The sequence below is a fragment of the uncultured Alistipes sp. genome (assembly GCF_963931675.1).
In the GTDB taxonomy this organism is placed as follows: Bacteria; Bacteroidota; Bacteroidia; order Bacteroidales; family Rikenellaceae; genus Alistipes.
Map to the genome: position 1 here is coordinate 2,327,260 of NZ_OZ007039.1, position 18,354 is coordinate 2,345,613.

The following is an 18,354-nucleotide window of genomic DNA, read 5'->3' on the forward strand; positions in this document are numbered from 1 at the left end:
CGGTTTTTTAGTTGACTTGTTTCGGAGCCCATCCCCAGTTTTGTATGAGGTTGGGGTTCTTGTTGATCTCCGATTGCGGAATGGGCATAAGGTTCATTTTGTCTTCGAAGACGCGGTCTTCGAACTTGCGCGACTCGTAGATTTTGGTCCGGTCGTCGTCCAGAAGCGTGATGTCCATTTCGTGCGCTTCCAGTTGGGTCTCCTTGCCGATCATCCAGCGGCGGATATCCCAGAAGCGCTGCTCTTCGAATGCGAACTCTACCCGGCGTTCGCTCTGGATAAACTTGCGGACATTGGGCTGATCGATGTTCCAACCTCGATTCCGGAACGTCTCTTCGATTCCCGGCATTTCGGCCCGGGAGCGTACCTGATCGATTGCCCATTTGATTTCCGACCATGCTGCACCTTCCGGTCCGGAGTATTCGTTCAAAGCCTCGGCATACATCAGCAGAATGTCGGCGTAACGGATCAGGTGATAGGAGTTCGGCAGGGTAGGAGCGGTTGTTGCCGACGGGTCGAGGTCTGGATCCATGTACTTGCGCAGGAAATATCCCGTGCGGGCATAACCGGTGATGTAATGTTTGCCGTCCGATTTCTCGGAGGTAACCTCCCGGTGCCAGGTGTCGAAACGGATGTTGCAGAAGACCGACTCGTCGTGCCAGATCGTTGCGTTGAGCCGCGGGTCACGTCCGGCGAAGGGGTTGAGCGGGCGGTATCCCGATCCCTCCTGTTCGGGCAGCATACCGTTCTCCATTTCGTAGGCCATCACCAGATCGTGCGTGGGCAGGTTGTAGCAGACCGGCGTTCCTTTTCCGCGGACCAGCATGAAGTCGAACGGCAGGTTGTTGTAGTAAATGTCGATACTGGGACCGCGCAGGTAGGAGAAGATCGCCTCCTCGATCGGAGCACGGACACAGAAGAGCGTTTCGTAAGCCGTCTTGGTGCCGGATTTGGCGCGGTAGAGGTCGTAGAATCCCAAGTCGATGACATCCTTGAGCGCCTGTGCTGCCCGGTTCCACCGTTCCGGATCGTAATCGGGATAGCGCCACAGGGCGACATTGGGGTCTCCGGAGTCATATTTCTGAGGCGAATCGTCCGGTCGGTTGAAGAGCGGACTGGCGGCCATCAGCAGCACTTTGGCCTTCAGAGCCTTGGCTGCGCCTTCGTTGGCTCGTCCGAAGTTGTTTCCGTAAAGGCCGTAGCGGGTGGCATCCTCGGCGCGGAGATTCTTGAACAACTCGGCCGCAGTGTCACATTCCTCACAGATGAATTCGAGAATTGTTTCGAAGGTGTCGCGCGGGGCTTTCAGTTCGGGGTCGTCCATGGTAAGCGTATTCTCGATGAGCGGCACGCCGCCGAATGCCCGGAGCAGTTCGGAGTAGAAATAGGCGCGCAGGAAGATGACCTGGGCGTACATATATTCGATGTCATGGCGTGTGGTGATTCCCGATTCCTCCTCGATCATGTGCCAGTTCTCCAGGAACTTGTTGCAAGCACGAATTTCGGCGTAGGAATTGGTCCAGATAAAACCCAGGGGGTTGTCTGCGGCATTCCAGTTTCCGGTGTTGTAACGGTGCGCTGCAGCGGTGAGCGGACGGGCCTCGCCGTTGTCGGTGGCGCAGTCCATGTACGCCCCCCCCCACCCCGAGACGTCGTATCCGTTGGAGATGATGTTGTAGTAGATGTCGTTGACGAAGTAGCGGGCGTAGGTTCCGCTGGTAAACACGTCGTCTTCATAGAGGTCTCCCACATCTTCCTTGTCCATCAGCGACGAGGCGTCCAGACACGAATACATCGGCAGACACAACAGTGATATGAGCGATATATAAATAATCTTTTTCATGTAGCTTCGCAATTAGGAGAGTTTAGAATTTGAGGCTGACGCCGCCGCCGAAATACTTCATGACAGGATAGGCGCTGCCGTCACCGTCGTTGGACTCGGGGTCATACTCCTTGAATTCGGAGAAAGTGAGCAGGTTGGTTGCCGTGACGTAGATCCGCAGGTTCGACATGCCGAACTTCTTGGAAATTCGCTGTGGTAGCGTATATCCGAGCTGGACATTCTTCAGACGCAGGTAGGAACCGTCCTTGAGCCAGAAGGTCGAGAACCGGTGGTTCTGTTCCGATGTCGAGGGCGAGAGGCTCGGATAGGTGGCGTTCTCCTTGTTCTCCGGCGTCCAGCGTCCGAGGTGGTGGCGCATGGCACCGCTGATCCCCTGGAACTCCCAGTATCCGTACCCGTTTACGTAGATGTCCGAATTGGCGGCACCCTGGAAGAAGAGCTCCAGGTCGAAATTTTTCCAATTCCCGCCCACGGTGAATCCGTACATGATTTCAGGAACCTGGGTCCGGCCGATGGGCACGATGTCGTAGTTGTCGGTTTTTCCGTCACCGTTTACGTCCCTGTACTTGATGTCTCCCAGTTTGGGCCGCTCGGTGAATCCGGACGGCAGGGCGTCGATCTCCTCTTCGGAATTGTAGAATCCGTCGGCGATCAGGCCGAATCGTTGTCCGATGGGACGTCCCACCTTCGAGAGCCACGGGTAGGTAACGGGGCTTTCGCCGCACGCTACGATCTTATTCCGTGCGAAGGAGAGGTTCCCGCGGACGTAGTAGCGGAACTTGTTGACACTCCCGTTGTAGCCGAGGTCGATCTCGAAACCGCGGTTGACGACTTCGCCGATGTTTGCCGGTGGGAATCCCCTGCTGCCGTCGTTCGGGGCCAGCATTCCATAGATGTAGGAGATTGTGCCGTCGTAGTCGAGGATTCCGTGGCGCCGTTCGTGGAAGTAGTCGCCCGTGAAGGAGAGTTTGTTGTCGAAGAATTTCATGTCGACACCGATGTTGAACTTGTTGGCGCGTTCCCATCCTACTTCGGTATTCCCTTCCTTGCCTTCATAGATGCGGTTTTCGGGGTTGTTCGTCTCGCCGAACGAGGGGCGGTTCGAACTTAACTGGGGATAGGTCTGCAGGTAGTAGTATTTGTTGGAGCCGATTCGGTCGTTACCCACCTGTCCGTAGGATGCGCGGAGCTTCATGTAGCTGAACGTCTTGGGCGATTCACCCCAAAAACCCTCTTCGGAGACCACCCATCCGGCCGATACGGCGGGGAAGAAACCGTAGCGTTTGTTCTTTGCGAACTGCATCGAACCGTTGTATCCGGCATTGAACTCGGCCAGGTACTTGTTTTTGTAGGCGTAGGTGACACGTCCCACGTAGTTGATGTATCCGATCGGGAGGGTTGCATCGCTTTGGATCTCCTGTCGGTTGAATGCCAGCAGACCGGTGACGGCATGATCTCCGAAGGTGCGGTTGTAGTTCAGCGAGGCCTCGACGACGAAGTCCCGGCGGAACGGGCCGTTGCCGGATCCGGTCCGGATCGAGACGGTCTCCTCCTCGCGGACCAGTTCATAGGTCCCCTCCTTGGTGTAGTAATAGGTTGCAGGGCGTTCGTAGAGGTCCCGGCGCGAGCGCATGGAGGAGATGTAGCTGAACATACCGCGGACGGACAGGCCTTTGGTGATGACGTCGAGTTGCTGGTTGATGCGGATGACGCTTTCGAACTTGTTGGTTTTCGAGTGGTAGTATCCGCAACTGGACAGGGCCCAGTAGGGGTTGACCAGATTCAGGTGACCTCCGTAGGAACCGTCGGGGTTAACGTAGTTGAAATAATCGGGCGGCGTGCGTACGAGATGCTGGAAGAGTTCGTCTCCGGCACCGTTGTTGTGCCGCTCTTCGAGACGTCCGGCCAGGTCGACGCCCACGGTTGTGGTCTTGGTGACGTTGAAGTCGAGGTTCGCACGCAGGGCATAGCGGCGGAAATAGACGTTCGTATCGTATCGTCCGTTGTTGAAGTTCTTGTAGATACCGTCGTCGTTGGCATATCCTGCTGAGACGTAGTAGCGCATGAACGAGGAACCGCCGCGCACGACGAGCGAATACTGCTGCTTGAACGACGCTTTTTTGAGCATGTCGTTGATGTAGTCGTTGTCGGGGTGGGTGTAGGGGCTCGCACCCGTGCGGAACATCTCCAGGTCGAAGGCGCTGTATTCGGGATCCATTCCGACGTTCATCAGCGCCTCGTTGCGCAGACGCGCGTAATCATAGGAGCCGAGTTTGTCGGGGAGACGTGTCGGGGTGCTGGCCGTGAGCGATGCCCGGAACGAGACTTCGGGTTTGGACGTCAGGCCTCGCTTGGTCGTAATCAGGATGACGCCGTTTGCGCCGCGTACACCGTATACGGCCGTTGCGGAGGCATCCTTCAGTACGGAGAAGTTTTCAATGTCCTCGGGGTCGATCTGTGCATAGTCACGCTCCACACCGTCGACCAGCACGAGCGGGCTGTTGGCATTGCCATTGTAGCTGGCCAGGCCTCGGATATAGACGTAGGCGTTGTCCTCGCCGGGACGGCCGCCCGGGGTGCGGGTGAAGACGCCCGACACACGTCCACCGATCGCTTGAGTAAGGTTCGTGGTTCCCGTTTTCTGAATGTCCGAGGCCTCGGCCGTCGAGATGGATCCGACGACGGTGGCACGTTTCTGGGTGCCGTATCCGACGACGACGACTTCGTTGATGTCGAGAGCCTCTTCGTCGAGCGTAATGTCGATCGTTGTGCGGCTTCCTACGGTGATTTCCTGGGAGATGTATCCCAACATCCGGAACTCCAGACGAGCATTTTCGCCTCCCGAGACGGTCAGTTTGTAACTACCGTCCGATGTACTTACGGCAGCATGATTGGTCCCGACCTCGATGACGGCAACTCCGACCAGCATTTGCCCGTTCCGGTCGCTGATCTTTCCGGAAACGACGCGCTCCTGGGCCTGCAATCCGACGCTCAGACCGTGGATCAGAGCGAAGATGAATATCAATATGTATTTTTTCATCGTTGCTGATTTACAAATTTGACAATGGGTTCAGATTACCATCCCGGATTGATCACCAACGCGCGGTTCTTGTCCAGCTCGGATTGGGGAATGGGGTAGTAGTACATCCTCATGGGGAACGAACGCTCCTCGACGACGAACTTTTCGCCGTATACGACGTTTCCGTTCTCCAGCGTCACCTTGATTCCATGTACGGGCCTGTTCAGGACGGTTTCGGCTTCACGCCAGCGTTTGAGGTCGTAGAGACGGTGCTCTTCGAAGGCCAGCTCCACGGTCCGTTCGCGGTGGATCAGTTCGCGCATCTGTCCCTTGGTCAGATTGCTTACGGGCGGCTGCCCGGCGCGTTGGCGCACCTCGTTGACGCAGGTGTAGATCCGCTCTTCGGTACACATTTCGTCGTCGCTGGTTCCCAGGTATTCGTTCATGGCCTCGGCGTAGATCAACAGCACTTCCGCATAGCGGAGGATCTGATGGTTGTGCAGGGTTAGTTTCGAGGGCACGACGCTTGCCAGGGGGTCGATCTGTTTGTACATGCTGAACCCGGTTTCGCAACCACGTTGCCCGATGGAAGCCGGATAATCCTTACCACCTTCCCAGAACTCGACCTCCCGGCCCCAAAGTGCCACTCCGGAGTAGAGCACGCTGGCATAGAAACGCTCGTCGCGGTTCTCATAGGGCTTCTGCGGGTCGTAATCGGGGTCATCGGCGGGGAGCAATCCGCTCTTGAGCTCATACATGTCGAGCAGTTCGGTTGTCACGCTGGTGCAGGCCCGGCAGTTCTGATACCCGGCGGGACCGTTTGCCTTCTCGACGTCGTTGGTAAAGCTGCGGCACTTGACGATAATCGACTCCGTGTTGCCGAAGTTGGTGAAGAACAGCCGCTGATAGGAGGGATACAGTTCGTGGGCCTTCGTACCGTCGGGGTTCTTCAGTTCGATGACCTGGAGCGCGGCATCCGCGGCCCGTTTCCAACGGTCGTGGTCGGGCGACGCGTAACGATGGATTTCGGTCGATCCTTCGATGGGATTTTCGTTGAAGAGCGGACTGGCGGCCATAAGCAGGATCTTGGCTTTCAGGCCATATGCGGCCCCACGGGTCAGACGTCCGTAGTCATTGTCGGGATATTTGGTCGGGAGCAGGGGTGCGGCCTGGTCACACAGCCGGACGATGTATTCCACGCACTCCTCGAATGTGGAGCGGGGAATGTTGATGTCGCCCGAAAGGTCGAGGAGGTCGTCCATGATGGGAATCCCGCCGTAGCGTTTGACCAGTTCATAGTGCATGAGCGCCTTGTTGAGAATCGTCTCGCCGAGGTATTGGTTTTTCTTGCTTTGAGAGAGGTTTTCCGTGTAGTCGATGTTGCGTAAGATGACGTTTGCCTTCCGGATCCCGGTGTAGGTTTCGGCCCACCGGGAGTCGGGGTTTCCGCCCGAGGCGGCGTTCATCGTGGCACGTGTGAAGGCATTGACGCCCGAACTGGTCCCGAGGGGGCTGTAGACGGCCAGGTCCGAGACGCAGTCGTACATGGCACCTCCTACGCGGTTGAATTGAACGCCGGTATTGAGGTAAACGTACAGGTCGTTGACGAACATTTCCAGCCGCAAACTATCCTTGAAAGCCTCTTCAGCTGACATTTGTTCGAGCGGGACGTAGTTCAGGTCGCAGGACCAAAGTGCTGTAAGCGGTATTATGGCGGATAAAATGAGTTTTTTCATAATTTTAGAAATGAATATTTATACCGATGCTCGATGATTTCTGAACGGGGTATCCGTTTCCGCTGGCCGCATCTTCGGGATCGATTGTCCGCATGTCGGACCAGGTGAAGAGGTTGTATCCGCTGTAATAGATGCGCAGTTTGGACATCCGCAGTTTTTTGGTGATACGCGAGGGAAGGGTGTATCCGATGACCAGATTCTTCAGGCGCAGGAACGACGCGTCGTCGATCCAGAAACTGGAGGTCTGCTTGTAGTTGTGGTCGCGGTCGGTCAACGAGAGCCGGGGATATTTGGCCGAGGCCCAGGTGGAGGGATCTTCCGGAATGTAACGGTTGTCCCAGTGGTATTTGCGGACATTTCCGGCCATTTCGCTACCCGATCCGGAGATGTTCGTGAAGGCCTGGATCGCCACACCGGAGAGGTATGCGTCCCGGTTTCCGGATCCGGAGAAGATGATCTGGAAATCGAATCCCTTGTAGCGGGCGTTTGCGAAGAAGGCGTAGTTGATCTCGCCCAGATTGGAATAGCCGATGCGGCGCTGGTCCTGGTTGTCGACGACGCCGTCACCGTTCAGATCGCGGTACTTGATGTCGCCGGCATAGGAGGTTCCGAACGTGGTTTTTGGACTGTTGTAACGATCCTGTTCGCTGATATACAGTCCGTTGGCCTGAAATCCGAATTGCGTGTTGATCGGATAGCCGACGGCGCTGCGGTAGCGGTACTCGAACGGTTGTTCGTCGTTGTATCGGATTTCGTTATGCGCATAGGAGGCGTATCCGCCCAAGGTCCAGTGGAAATCCTTGATCCGCCCGGAATAGGCGGCCTCGATTTCGAAACCGCTGTTGTAGGTCTTTCCGACATTGCCCAGCGGACCTCCGGTTGTACCGTATCCGATCAGCGTCGAGACCGTGTTACGGGGCGTAAGGATCTGGCTGGCGAATTCGCGGAAGTAGTCGGCAGTGATGCTCAAATGGTTCTGGAACAGGCGCATGTCGACGCCGATATTCGTTTTTTCGACCTTTTCCCAGACAACATTGGGCAGGTATTGATGGTAGACGTCCTCGACCCAGCTATATACGTTTTTGGGTTCGGCGCCGAACGTGTAACGATGGCCGTCGGAGCGTTTGAATGCCGGGAGGTAGAAATAGTAGGGAATGCCACCGTCGTTTCCGGTAATACCCCATGACCCGCGGATCTTGAAGTAACTCAGTATGTTGCTGATATTGTTTTTGATGAACGACTCTTCGGAGAGGACCCATCCGGCGGATACAGCCGGGAAGAAACCGTAGCGTTTTTCGGGTGGCATCTGCTCGGTGCCCTGGTATCCGAACGAGAACTCGGCAATGTAACGGGAGTCGTAGGCGTAGGTCATGCGCCCGAGGAGTCCCTGATGCGTATTGGGGAGGTTCTTGGTATCGTCCGACTGTTGGCTGTATTGGAAGAGCAGGGCTCCCGATACGAGGTGTTTGCCGAATGTGCGGTTGTAATCGAGCCCGGCCTCTACATCAAAGATGCGGGTTTTTGCAGCTCCGTAAGAGTTGGAGTTGTTCTGTTTTTGCTGTTGTCCCCAGGTTTCGAAGATGGGTTCGCCAGTCTCGTCGTTGTCGCCCTTGTATTCGTAGACGATGTAGTTCTTGCTTCGGTTGATGTTGTTCTCGAAGAAGAAGTCGAATGCAAGCGATCCTTTGGCGCGCAGACCCGGGGTAATGAAATCGAGTTTTTGGGAGAGCTCAGCCTGTGCCTCCATCGTGCTGTGCAGGTAGCGCGTATAACCACTGTGGTTGAGAATACCGTACGGGTTGTTTCTCATGTCGTTCGTACCGGCTACCTGATCTTTGGCATAATGCATGGGAAAGACGTTGGATGGCAACGAATAGATGGCGCTGAAGGGACTTCCGGCTCCGGGGTTGGTGATTTGGCGTTGGAGTCCGAACAGATTGACGGCCAAGTTTGTGCTTTTGCTAAGCGCGATGTCGACGTTGGACCGCAAGGAGTAGATTTTTGCGTTCGCGTTGGTTTTGTAGGTGTTGATGTCCTTGTCGGTCTTGTAGATACCTTCGTCCGTGCGGTAGGAGAGGTTGACGAAGTATTTGGCCACGGAACTTCCACCTTCGATACTGAGGTTGTACTTTTGGCCGATGGTCATCTTCTTGAGCGACTCTCCGACCCAGTCGACATTGGGGTGTCCCCAGGGATCTGCTCCCGATCGATAAAGTGCCAGATCCTCGGCGTCGTAGCGTTGTTCGTTGGCACGACCGTCGTTGCGCATGGCTTCGTTGTGCAGCAGGGCGAAGTCGTGCGAGTCCAGGAACTCGGGGAGTTTGATGGGTTGCTGGAAAACGATCTGGGTATTGAATTTCAGTACGGGACGCCCCTCTTTACCTCGTTTGGTGGTAGCCATGATGGCGCCGTTCGAGCCGCGCAGACCAAGAACGGCCAAAGCCCCGGCATCCTTGTAGATCGAAATCTGGTCGATCTCATTGGGGTCGAGGACGGAAAAATCGCGGACATGGCCGTCGAGCATGATGATCGGGGTGCTGTTTCTCCAGGAGCGCAGTCCGCGGACGTAGAGCCAGGAGTAGTCGCTTCCCGGAGCTCCGCTGTTCTGGGATGCGGCGATTCCCGGCGCCATTCCGGACATGGCGGTATTCAGGTAATTGGTCGGCAGGTCCGTCAATTTCGATCCCTCGATAGTGGTAACGGCCGAAGTAATGAGCGAACGTTTTTGCGAGCCGTATAGCAAGGCGATTTCGGGATCGGGTTCCTCCGAGGCTTCGACGAGCAGTACCTTGAATTCCCGGTTTGTGCCGACGAAGGTTTCGACCGGATCATATCCTTCGAGCGTAAAGATCAAGTCCGATCGGCTGTCCGGCAGTTCCAGGGTAAATCGGCCGTCCCGTTCGGTGAGGGTGAACATCCGTGACTCCTTGTTCTCGACCAGCACGCCTTCGAGAGGATCTCCCTGGGCGTTTGTGACCAGTCCGCGCACGATGATGTCCTTTTTCTGTTGAGCTGAGGCATACCCCGTTCCGAGGCAGAGGCACAAGAAAAGCGTCCATAACGCTTTCGGCATTATAGCTTTGCCCATTTGTCTGAAGTTTTAGTGTTTTGAAACCCCGAAAAAGAGCGTGTTGTAATGAGGGGCGATTTCATATCGGGATACGGACTGGATGCGCAACGGCAGGATGTACTTTTTGTCCGCATCGAGCTGAGAGGTGTGGAACGTGACGAGCAGGTCGCCTCGTTCCGTACCTTTTCGGATTACACATTGCATGTTTTCCGGCTGGATGGAATAGGCGGCTTGCGGCATGAGTTCGTAGGCCTGCAGAGCCGATACCTTTTGTTGGGCGGCCGCCAGCGAGTCTGCGGCGAGTTCCATGGTAACCAGGATGTCGCCTTCGGGCATGATGCTTCCGGCACAGTAAGCTCCGACGATGTAGGTCGTGTCCTTTGTGAAGTCGAATTCAGCTTGGAAGACCCCGTTTCCGTCGGCCCAGGTAGCTAATGGAAAATAGATGGAGGCATACCTCATCTCCTCGTCCTCCTGACAGGAGGCGAACGCGATGCAGACCAATAAGAAGATTGGTAATAGTTTCCTCATAGGTTTATTTTTTAGGTTTAGTAGTCCGCCTTTGGGGCGGATTTTTAAAAATTAGTGAACACAATGCAAAGTTGGTTGTAATGCCGAGCGAATTCAAATAGGATATTTGCAATCGCATGTACTTTATTTGCATATGTGGAAATTTGTGATTCGGAATCTTCGCGGATGAAGATAGATGAAGATTTCAGCGGACGAGGGGTGTATTCGGGTTTCGCTTGAACTCTTCGATGTATTCCGAAGGGGTGAAATGGGTGATCCGTTTGAACTGTCGGTTGAAATTGGAGATGTTGTTGTATCCGCATTCGTAGCAGATCTGCGTGACGGTCAGTTCTCCGGTGAGCAGGAGTTTACAGGCGTATCCGACGCGCAACTCGCTGATGTACTGGAACGCGGATTTTCCGGTCTTCTCCTTGAAATAGCGGCAGAATGCGCTGGTATTCATTCCGGCGGTCCGTGCGATTTCGTCGAGACCTATTTCGCGGGTATATTCTCGGTTGAGTTTTCCCAGTACCTTATATATTCGGGATTCGCCGTAGGAGGGGAGCTTGAGGTCGATGCTGTCGTCGTTGAGTTTCCGTTTGTGGGTGGTGCGGCTCATCATGGAGAGGATATGGATGCAGGAGAGCAGCCGATCGAGCCCTTTTTTCTGGGGAAGTTGTTCGATATGGTGTCGGATCGGGGCGTTCGGAGTGGTGTCGAAGCTGATCCCGTATCGGGACATCTGAAGCAACTCCTTGATTTTTAAGAATTCTGGATAGTTCAGAATGGCGTGGTTGAAGAAATCCTTGGAGAATTGGATGGTAATGGCATGTACGCGCAACTCGGGATTGTTCTGGTAATAGGCGTCGTCGTTTCGGTACATGTGAGGGAGGAGGCTTCCGAAAAATACGAGGTCTCCGTCGGAGAATGGTTCGATGTTGTTCCCTGTGAAGCGGGTTCCTGTACTTTTGATGATGTAGACGATTTCGTATTCGTCGTGGAAGTGCCAGGGATACTTGAAGTAGTTGTAGTCGCACCATTTGACTTTGATCGGGGAACCGCTGGTCAGTCCCAGTTGTTCGTACATGATGTCAATTTTGTCTTTCATAAGCAGCAGGGAGTCTTGATTTCAGGTCTCAATGCAAATATATTGATAGAAAATGCAAAAAATGCACTTGTTTCCGAGCGGATTGTTTTGAAACTTTGACCATTCATTATAAAATTTGATTTTATGGCATTGGAAAAGACCTGGAGGTGGTTCGGACCTGGAGATACGGTTTCGCTGGAGGAGATTCGCCAGATTGGGGTTGAAGGTATTGTGACCGCCCTGCATTGGATTCCGACGGGCGAGGTGTGGCCCGAATCGGAGATTGCTGCAGTCCGGGACCGCATTGCTGCGGCGGGGATGCGGTGGAGTGTGGTCGAGAGTCTTCCGGTTTCGGAGGCGATCAAGCTCCGATCGGAGGAGTGCGGTCGTCATATTGAAAATTACAAACAGTCATTACGAAACCTGGCCCGATGCGGGATCCGCACGGTGTGCTACAATTTCATGCCGGTTCTCGATTGGGCCCGTACCGATTTGCACTATGTGAATGCCTGTGGTGCGGAATCCATGCGTTTCGACTATGACCGTTTTGCGGCGTTCGATATTCATGTGCTCGAACGTCCCGGCGCGGCTGGTGACTATCCTGCCGAGGTTCGGGAACGAGCTGCGGTGCTGTTTGCCGGGATGAGCCCGGCTGAGCAGGAGGAGCTGGCCCACAACATCATCGTGGTGACGCAGGGCTTTATCAACGGAACGGTGGGTGATACGGCTGACTATAAACGTCAGTTTCTGAACTTCCTGGCGCGTTACGATGGAATCGGCCCTGCGCAGTTGCGGGAACATTTGTCGGCTTTTCTGCGTGAGGTTTGTCCGGTGGCCGAAGAGGTAGGGGTGAATCTGTGCATCCATCCGGACGATCCGCCCTTCCCGCTGCTGGGCTTGCCCCGGATTGCCAGCACGCTGGAGGATTTCCAATGGATTCTCTCCCGATACGATTCCACGGTCAACGGCGTGACGTTCTGTGCCGGGTCGTTGTCGGCGCGTCCAGATAACGACCTCCCGGCCATGGCGCGAGCGTTGGCTCCGCGGATCCATTTCGTGCATCTGCGCAATACGCAACGGTCGGGACCCCGTGATTTCTATGAATCGGGGCATCTGGTCGGTTCGGTGGACATGTATGCCGTTTTGCGGGTCTTGCTGGAGGAGCAGCGGCGGCGCCGGGCCGAGGGCCGTTGGGATACGTCGATGCCGTTCCGCCCGGATCACGGACTGCGGATGCTCGACGATTTCGGGCGTTCGGCCAATCCGGGCTACCCGCTGGTGGGTCGCATGAAGGGCTTTGCCGAGATTTGCGGATTGGAAATGGGTATCGAACGGAGTTTGTGGGGTTGACTCTTGGAATTTCTATCGAATATGAAAACACGCATTGCAGCATCGGCCCTTTTGGCCTGGACGGCCGTTTTTGTCGGCCTGACGGTTTCGTCGTGTGGTGGTGGAAGCCGACCCGACGCGGCGAAGTATGATGTAGCGGCCTTCGTTTGGCCGGCCTATCACAATGACCCTCGGTTTGCGGAGATCGGGATTTTCCCGGACGGTGTCGGTGAATGGGAGGCGGTCTACAAGGCCCGTCCGAAGTTCGAGGGTCACATGCAGCCTCGGGTTCCGTTGTGGGGTTATCTGAATGAGGCGGATCCGCACGTACAGGAGCGGAAGATCCGCACGGCCTTGGAGTATGGAGTCAATACGTTTATTTTCGACTGGTACTGGTATGATGACCGCCCGTTTCTGGAGGATGTGCTTCAGAAAGGCTTTTTGCAGGCCGCGAACAACGAAAAGATGCAGTTTTACCTGATGTGGGCCAACCATGTGATGACCTCCTACCTGGATGCCGCCAATCCGGACAAGAGTTTGGTTTACTGGCCCGAGCCGGTTACGCCCGAGATTTTCGACCGGATTGCCGACCACTTGATCGAACACTATTTTCTGCGTCCGAATTACTACAGGATAGACGGGAAGCCGGTTTTTGCCATTTATGAAACCGCGACCTTTATTCGGGAAATGGGAGGGGAGGAGCAGGCTGTTGCGGCCCTCGACCGTTTTCGGGAGAAGTGTGTAGAAGCCGGATTGCCGGGGGTTCATATACAACCGATTTTGTGGTTCCTGCTGCCGGCTACCGGTTCGGACATTCCGGGAGACAGTACGGTTTCGCAGCAAAATACGGTACGTCGTTTCGGGTTTGAGAGCCTGACCAATTACCAGTGGTGCCACCTGGTTCCGGCCGACCGGGACTATCGCTCATGGGGCGAGCAGGCCGTTGCTTGTTATGAGACCTTCGACCGGCAGTTCGATGTCCCCTATTTCCCGCATGTTTCGATCGGCTGGGACCCGAATCCCCGCTATCCGGAGGGTCTTCAACCATGCGTGACGGGTTCGACCCCGGCTCTTTTCGAGACCTTCCTGCGCCGGGCGAAGGCCTATGTCGATGCGCATCCGGACCAGCCGTCCCTGATCACGATCAATGCATGGAACGAATGGGCCGAAGGCAGTTATCTGGAGCCCGATAGCCTGAATGGTTACGGTTATTTGGAAGCAATCAAACGTGTATTTAAGGAATCGGAAAGATGAGAATCATCCATAGTTGTATTGCCGCCCTCTTTTTGCTGGCGGGTTGTGGCCGGGAACGGTTGATTGTCGTTGCCCCTGAAGTTGCTCCGCAGGCAACATTCTTTGCTGCGGACGAGACCACCCTGTTGCCGGGCCCGCTGTTGGACCTGCAGAACCAGGGCCGGAGCTATCTGCTGTGGCTCCAGCCGGACTCCCTGCTTCACTTCTTCCGTACCGAAGCCGGACTGGTCCCGAAAGCCGCTCCCTATGGCGGTTGGGAATCGGAGGATGTGTGGGGTGTGGGTCCGTTGCGGGGAGGTTTCATGGGATATTACCTGTCGGGACTTTCGTTGATGTATCGGACGACCGGGGACCGTGAACTGCTTCAGCGTCTGGAGTATACGCTTTCGGAACTCGAAGCTTGCCAGCAGGCCGGAGGCGACGGCTATGTGTTGGCCATCGACAACGGTCGGGAACTTTTCCGACGGGTGGCTTCGGGTGAGATCCGGACCGACAATCCGACGGTTAACGGCTCCTGGGCTCCGCTCTATCTGATTGACAAGATGCTGCGAGGTTTTGCTGTGGCCTATGTCGAGGCGGGAGAACGGCGGGCTTTGCGGCTGATGACCGGCCTGGCCGACTGGTTTGGCTACGGCGTACTGGATAAACTGACCGACGAGCAGATCCAGAAATTGCTGGTTTGCGAGCACGGTTCGATCAACGAATCGTTTCTGCATGTGTATGCCTTGACGGGCGAGCCTCGGTATCTGGCGTGGGCCGGGCGTCTCAATGACCGGAGCATGTGGGTTCCGCTCTCCGAGAACCGGGATATTCTGAACGGCTGGCACGCCAATACGCAAATTCCCAAGTTTATCGGTTTCGAACGCTATTTCGCTTATACGGGAGACGAGCGCTTCGATCGGGCGGCGTGGAATTTCTGGGAGATCGTGACGCAGCATCACAGCTGGGCGATCGGCGGAAACAGTACCGGAGAGCATTTCTTTCCGGCCTCGCGTTTCGAGGAGAAGTTGATGGAGCAGGGCGGTCCCGAGACGTGCAATTCGGTGAACATGATGCGTCTGACGGAATGCCTTTTTGCCCGGAAACCGAGTGCCCGCCTGGCGGAGTATTACGAACGGGTGCTCCTGAACCATATCCTGGCAGCCTATGATCCCTGTAAGGGGATGTGCTGCTATTTTACACCGATGCGTCCGGGACACTATCGGGTCTACGGGTCGAAGGACCGTTCGTTCTGGTGCTGCAACCAGTCGGGACTGGAGACTCCGGCGAAGTTGGGTCGAATGATTTTTGCCAAACGAGACGGAGACTTGCTGGTGAACCTGTTTGTTCCGGCCCGGGTGGATTGGCGCGAGCGGCAGATTATCCTGACCCAGTACGCCTCACTGCCGGAATCGTCGGAGGTGACCTTGGTGTTGGAGAGCGGCCGCGACCGGGATTTCCGGCTGCTGGTGCGCGATCCGGGCTGGTCGTCCGAAACCCGCCTGCAACTGAACGGCGAACCGATTCGTTCCGAACGGGATTCTGCCGGTTATTGGGTGATCCGAGCTCCGTGGCGTGGCGTCGATACGTTGACGATCGATTTTACGCCCGACGTGCGTGCGGAACTTCTGCCGGGTTCGGACCGCTACCTGGCGTTGCTTTACGGACCTTATGTGCTGGCGGGGCGTATGGGCACGGATTCGCTGCCTGCATCGTTCTGGTGCGGAATAGACAATGGAGCCCATCGGGTGATTCCGGTTCCGGAGCAGGCCTGTATTCCCTGGACGGCGGAAACCGTAGCTTCCCATGTGGTGAAAACCGGGAAGAATCCGCTGACGTTCGGATTCGATGACGAGGCATATCGCGGGCTTCGTCTCGAACCTTTTTACCGGATCCATTTCGAACGTTACGCCGTCTATTGGCCGGTGGTCCGCAGGGAGTGACGCAACGTCTATTCCTTGTCGGACAGGGATTCGAAGTTGCTCAGTTCGTTCTGCGGTTGCAGCCGGTTCCCCTGTGTGAATTCCCGGTATTTTGACGGTGTCATTCCTGTTTTTTTCTTGAAGACGATGTTGAAATAGGAGGGAGTTTCGAATCCTACGCTGTAGGCGATCTGCTGGCTGTTGAGGTCCGTGTTGGTGAGCAGTTCCTTGGATTTGGAGATTTTCAGTTCCTGCATGTACTGGTTGGGTGAGAAACCCGTATACTCTTTGAATACGCGGCGGAACCAGGAGTATCCCATTCCGATCTGCTGGGCGACGACCTTTCCGGGGAGATTCTGTTCGATGTTCTCCTGCATCAGAATCTTGGCTTGGGAGATTAAACTGTCGATGTGCCTGTCGCGGAAACTGGTTTGCCGGTTTTCGCTGTATGCGAATCCCAGCAGGAGACTTGCGATTCCGGCCAGGATCTGCTGGTGCCCGGCCCCCTGTTGTTGGGCGACTGTCGTGGCCCAACGGTATAAATGATATATCTGTTCGTGGATTCCGACGTTGAAGACGGCCTTTTCGCGGGCGAAGAACCGGGCAGCGACCCGTTTTTCGATGTCCGGACCCGTGAACCCGATCCAGGATTCGTGCCATCCGGTTTGGGGCAGAGGCCTGTAGTTGTGCCATTCGCCGGGGAAGAGCAGGAACATGTCGCCCTCCTTGATTTCGCACTCTTTCTGGCGGGTCGATACGAACTGTCCTCGTCCGCGGGTGATGTAGACGAGTTGGTATTCATTCAGTATGCGGCCTTTCTCCGTGGAGAAGAGATAGCGGGTCGGGTGGTTGCGGGAGGGGTATTCGGCGTGTGGCGGGATGTTTTGATGCCCGGCGGTTGTCACGACCAGCCCCCAGAGCATATCCTGATCGTTGGACATCAGGTATTTTACGTGGCTCTCTTCCATTTTGAGATTTGGTAACGTCAAATATTGAAATTTGTTCGGCAAGATACCAATAATATTTGGATAATTGCTTTGTTATTTGATATTTTTTTGTATCAAAAAATGCAATTATTAAATCAATGAGAAAAACGCGACTTTCCGGGATATTACTAATTTTGTTGAAAAATCGATAGATCTATGAAACAGGCGAACACACGGGTCCGTATTGGTCTTTTTGCGACGGGACTCGATACGTATTGGCACCAGTTCGAGGGATTGCGGGAGCACCTGGATGGCTATCGGGCGGAAATCGCCTCTGCAATCGGTCGTATGGGCGACGTCGAGGTAGTCGATGCCGGGATGGTTGATTCTCCGGAGAAGGCGGTTTCGGCCGCGTCGCTGCTGGTCCGCGAGGAGGTTGACCTGGTATTTCTCTACATGGCGACCTATTGTCTCTCCTCGACGGTGTTGCCGGTTGTGCAACGTCTGGGCTGTCCGGTGATCGTGCTGAATCTCCAACCGGATGCCGCCATCGACTATGAGCGACTCAATACCTTGGGCGATCGGGGCTTGATGACGGGCTTGTGGCTTGAGCATTGTCAATCCTGTTCACTCCCGGAGATTGCCAGTGTGCTCAATCGGAGCGGTTTGCGTTATGAGATCGTCTCGGGGCACCTGAAGGATCCGCAGGCCTGGACTCAAATCGAAGATTGGGTCGTTGCGGCACGAGTTTTCCGGGGAATGCGGGAGAACCGCCTGGGCATTCTGGGTCATTACTATGGCGGGATGCTCGATGTCTATACGGATCTCACCCGTCAGTCTGCGGTCTTCGGCACGCATATCGAGATGTTGGAGATGTGTGAATTGAAACGCCATCGGGATGCGGTTACGCCCCGGGATCTGGCATTCAAACTCGAAGAGTTCCGGAGTAGTTTCGACGTTAGCCCCGATTGTACGGAGTCCGAATTGCGGCGGGCCGCGTCGACGGCGTTGGCGCTGGATCGGATGGTTGAGAGCCATCAGCTGGGCTCCATGGCTTATTATTATGAAGGAGACGGAGCCTACGAGGATCTTGCCACGTCGGTGATTGCCGGAAATACGCTACTCACGGGCCGTGGGATTCCGGTGGCGGGTGAGTGCGAGGTGAAAAACGCCCAGGCGATGAAGATTCTCTCGTTGATGGGGGCCGGAGGATCGTTTTCGGAATTCTATGCGATGGATTTCAACGATGATATCGTTATGTTGGGGCATGACGGCCCGGCACATTTCGAAATTGCCGAAGGGCGGGTTGGACTGGTTCCGTTGCCTGTCTATCATGGTAAGCCGGGAAAGGGCCTGTCGATTCAGATGTCGGTACGGCTAGGCCCCGTGACGTTGCTTTCGGTGTGTGAGAGCCGGAGTGGAGTTTTCCTGCTGGCAGCTGAAGGGGAGTCCGTTGCGGGTCCGACGTTGCAGATCGGGAATACCAATAGCCGCTATCGTTTTGCTTGCGGGGCTCGTCGTTTCATGGATACCTGGAGTAAGGCAGGACCTTCGCACCATTGTGCTATTGGTGTGGGGCACCAACTCGACCGGTTGAAAAAGGTGGCCTTCCTGTTTGATATTCCGATCATGATTGTCGAATGATTAATTTTCAAGGTTAACCTTTATATTTTTTAAAA

At 55.4% G+C, this 18,354-nt stretch carries 11 protein-coding genes; 4 read left to right on the forward strand and 7 right to left on the reverse strand.

Annotated features, from left to right (window positions below; genetic code table 11):
* Positions 1 to 7: 7 nt before the first annotated feature.
* The 6 genes from ABGT65_RS09815 to ABGT65_RS09840 form a co-directional block, all read right to left on the reverse strand.
* Positions 8 to 1,843: a RagB/SusD family nutrient uptake outer membrane protein gene (locus ABGT65_RS09815; protein WP_346701760.1), complete on the reverse strand. Its 1,836-nt coding sequence runs from the start codon at positions 1,841 to 1,843 to the stop codon at positions 8 to 10.
* A 22-nt stretch (positions 1,844 to 1,865) separates the two neighbouring features.
* On the reverse strand, positions 1,866 to 4,883 hold the full coding sequence (locus tag ABGT65_RS09820) for a TonB-dependent receptor (RefSeq protein ID WP_346701762.1): 3,018 nt from the start codon (positions 4,881 to 4,883) through the stop codon (positions 1,866 to 1,868).
* 35 nt (positions 4,884 to 4,918) lie between these two features.
* Positions 4,919 to 6,598 carry a RagB/SusD family nutrient uptake outer membrane protein gene (locus ABGT65_RS09825; protein ID WP_346701763.1) on the reverse strand — a complete coding sequence of 560 codons (1,680 nt, stop codon included), beginning with the start codon at positions 6,596 to 6,598 and terminating at the stop codon, positions 4,919 to 4,921.
* A gap of 4 nt (positions 6,599 to 6,602) precedes the next feature.
* Complete coding sequence (locus ABGT65_RS09830) at positions 6,603 to 9,686, reverse strand: TonB-dependent receptor (protein WP_346701765.1); 3,084 nt, start codon at positions 9,684 to 9,686, stop codon at positions 6,603 to 6,605.
* Positions 9,687 to 9,698: 12 nt separating this feature from the next.
* A complete protein-coding gene (locus tag ABGT65_RS09835) occupies positions 9,699 to 10,199 on the reverse strand; it encodes a DUF1735 domain-containing protein (RefSeq protein WP_346701766.1) in 501 nt (166 codons plus the stop codon).
* A 184-nt stretch (positions 10,200 to 10,383) separates the two neighbouring features.
* Entirely contained in the window at positions 10,384 to 11,286 is a 903-nt protein-coding gene (locus ABGT65_RS09840) for an AraC family transcriptional regulator (protein WP_346701768.1), read from the reverse strand.
* Positions 11,287 to 11,409: 123 nt separating this feature from the next.
* Here ABGT65_RS09840 and uxuA point away from each other — a divergent pair, with 123 nt between their 5' ends.
* From uxuA to ABGT65_RS09855, 3 genes are read left to right on the forward strand one after another with little or no spacing between them, the layout of a single operon-like run.
* A complete protein-coding gene (gene uxuA / locus ABGT65_RS09845; RefSeq protein WP_346701769.1) occupies positions 11,410 to 12,615 on the forward strand; it encodes a mannonate dehydratase in 1,206 nt (401 codons plus the stop codon).
* Positions 12,616 to 12,636: 21 nt separating this feature from the next.
* Positions 12,637 to 13,848 carry a glycoside hydrolase family 99-like domain-containing protein gene (locus tag ABGT65_RS09850; protein ID WP_346701771.1) on the forward strand — a complete coding sequence of 404 codons (1,212 nt, stop codon included), beginning with the start codon at positions 12,637 to 12,639 and terminating at the stop codon, positions 13,846 to 13,848.
* Positions 13,845 to 15,770 (forward strand): beta-L-arabinofuranosidase domain-containing protein, encoded by a 1,926-nt coding sequence (locus ABGT65_RS09855; protein WP_346701773.1) that lies wholly within the window; start codon positions 13,845 to 13,847, stop codon positions 15,768 to 15,770. Before ABGT65_RS09850 ends, ABGT65_RS09855 begins: the two co-directional genes overlap by 4 nt.
* A gap of 8 nt (positions 15,771 to 15,778) precedes the next feature.
* On the opposite strand, the gene ABGT65_RS09860 is transcribed toward ABGT65_RS09855, so the two are convergent.
* Positions 15,779 to 16,717, reverse strand: a complete 939-nt coding sequence (locus ABGT65_RS09860) for an AraC family transcriptional regulator (RefSeq protein WP_346701775.1) — start codon at positions 16,715 to 16,717, stop codon at positions 15,779 to 15,781.
* Positions 16,718 to 16,891: 174 nt separating this feature from the next.
* Between ABGT65_RS09860 and ABGT65_RS09865 the strand changes: the two genes are divergently transcribed.
* Complete coding sequence (locus ABGT65_RS09865; RefSeq protein WP_346701776.1) at positions 16,892 to 18,319, forward strand: L-fucose/L-arabinose isomerase family protein; 1,428 nt, start codon at positions 16,892 to 16,894, stop codon at positions 18,317 to 18,319.
* Positions 18,320 to 18,354: the final 35 nt, after the last annotated feature.

Excerpts from the sequence above, each read along its gene's own strand:
- ABGT65_RS09850 (WP_346701771.1), top strand. The coding sequence starts at position 12,637 with ATGAAAACACGCATTGCAGCATCGGCCCTTTTGGCCTGGACGGCCGTT.
- uxuA (WP_346701769.1), top strand. The coding sequence starts at position 11,410 with ATGGCATTGGAAAAGACCTGGAGGTGGTTCGGACCTGGAGATACGGTT.
- ABGT65_RS09840 (WP_346701768.1), bottom strand. The coding sequence starts at position 11,286 with ATGAAAGACAAAATTGACATCATGTACGAACAACTGGGACTGACCAGC.
- ABGT65_RS09835 (WP_346701766.1), bottom strand. The coding sequence starts at position 10,199 with ATGAGGAAACTATTACCAATCTTCTTATTGGTCTGCATCGCGTTCGCC.
- ABGT65_RS09820 (WP_346701762.1), bottom strand. The coding sequence starts at position 4,883 with ATGAAAAAATACATATTGATATTCATCTTCGCTCTGATCCACGGTCTG.
- ABGT65_RS09865 (WP_346701776.1), top strand. The coding sequence starts at position 16,892 with ATGAAACAGGCGAACACACGGGTCCGTATTGGTCTTTTTGCGACGGGA.
- ABGT65_RS09825 (WP_346701763.1), bottom strand. The coding sequence starts at position 6,598 with ATGAAAAAACTCATTTTATCCGCCATAATACCGCTTACAGCACTTTGG.
- ABGT65_RS09830 (WP_346701765.1), bottom strand. The coding sequence starts at position 9,686 with ATGGGCAAAGCTATAATGCCGAAAGCGTTATGGACGCTTTTCTTGTGC.
- ABGT65_RS09815 (WP_346701760.1), bottom strand. The coding sequence starts at position 1,843 with ATGAAAAAGATTATTTATATATCGCTCATATCACTGTTGTGTCTGCCG.
- ABGT65_RS09860 (WP_346701775.1), bottom strand. The coding sequence starts at position 16,717 with ATGGAAGAGAGCCACGTAAAATACCTGATGTCCAACGATCAGGATATG.
- ABGT65_RS09855 (WP_346701773.1), top strand. The coding sequence starts at position 13,845 with ATGAGAATCATCCATAGTTGTATTGCCGCCCTCTTTTTGCTGGCGGGT.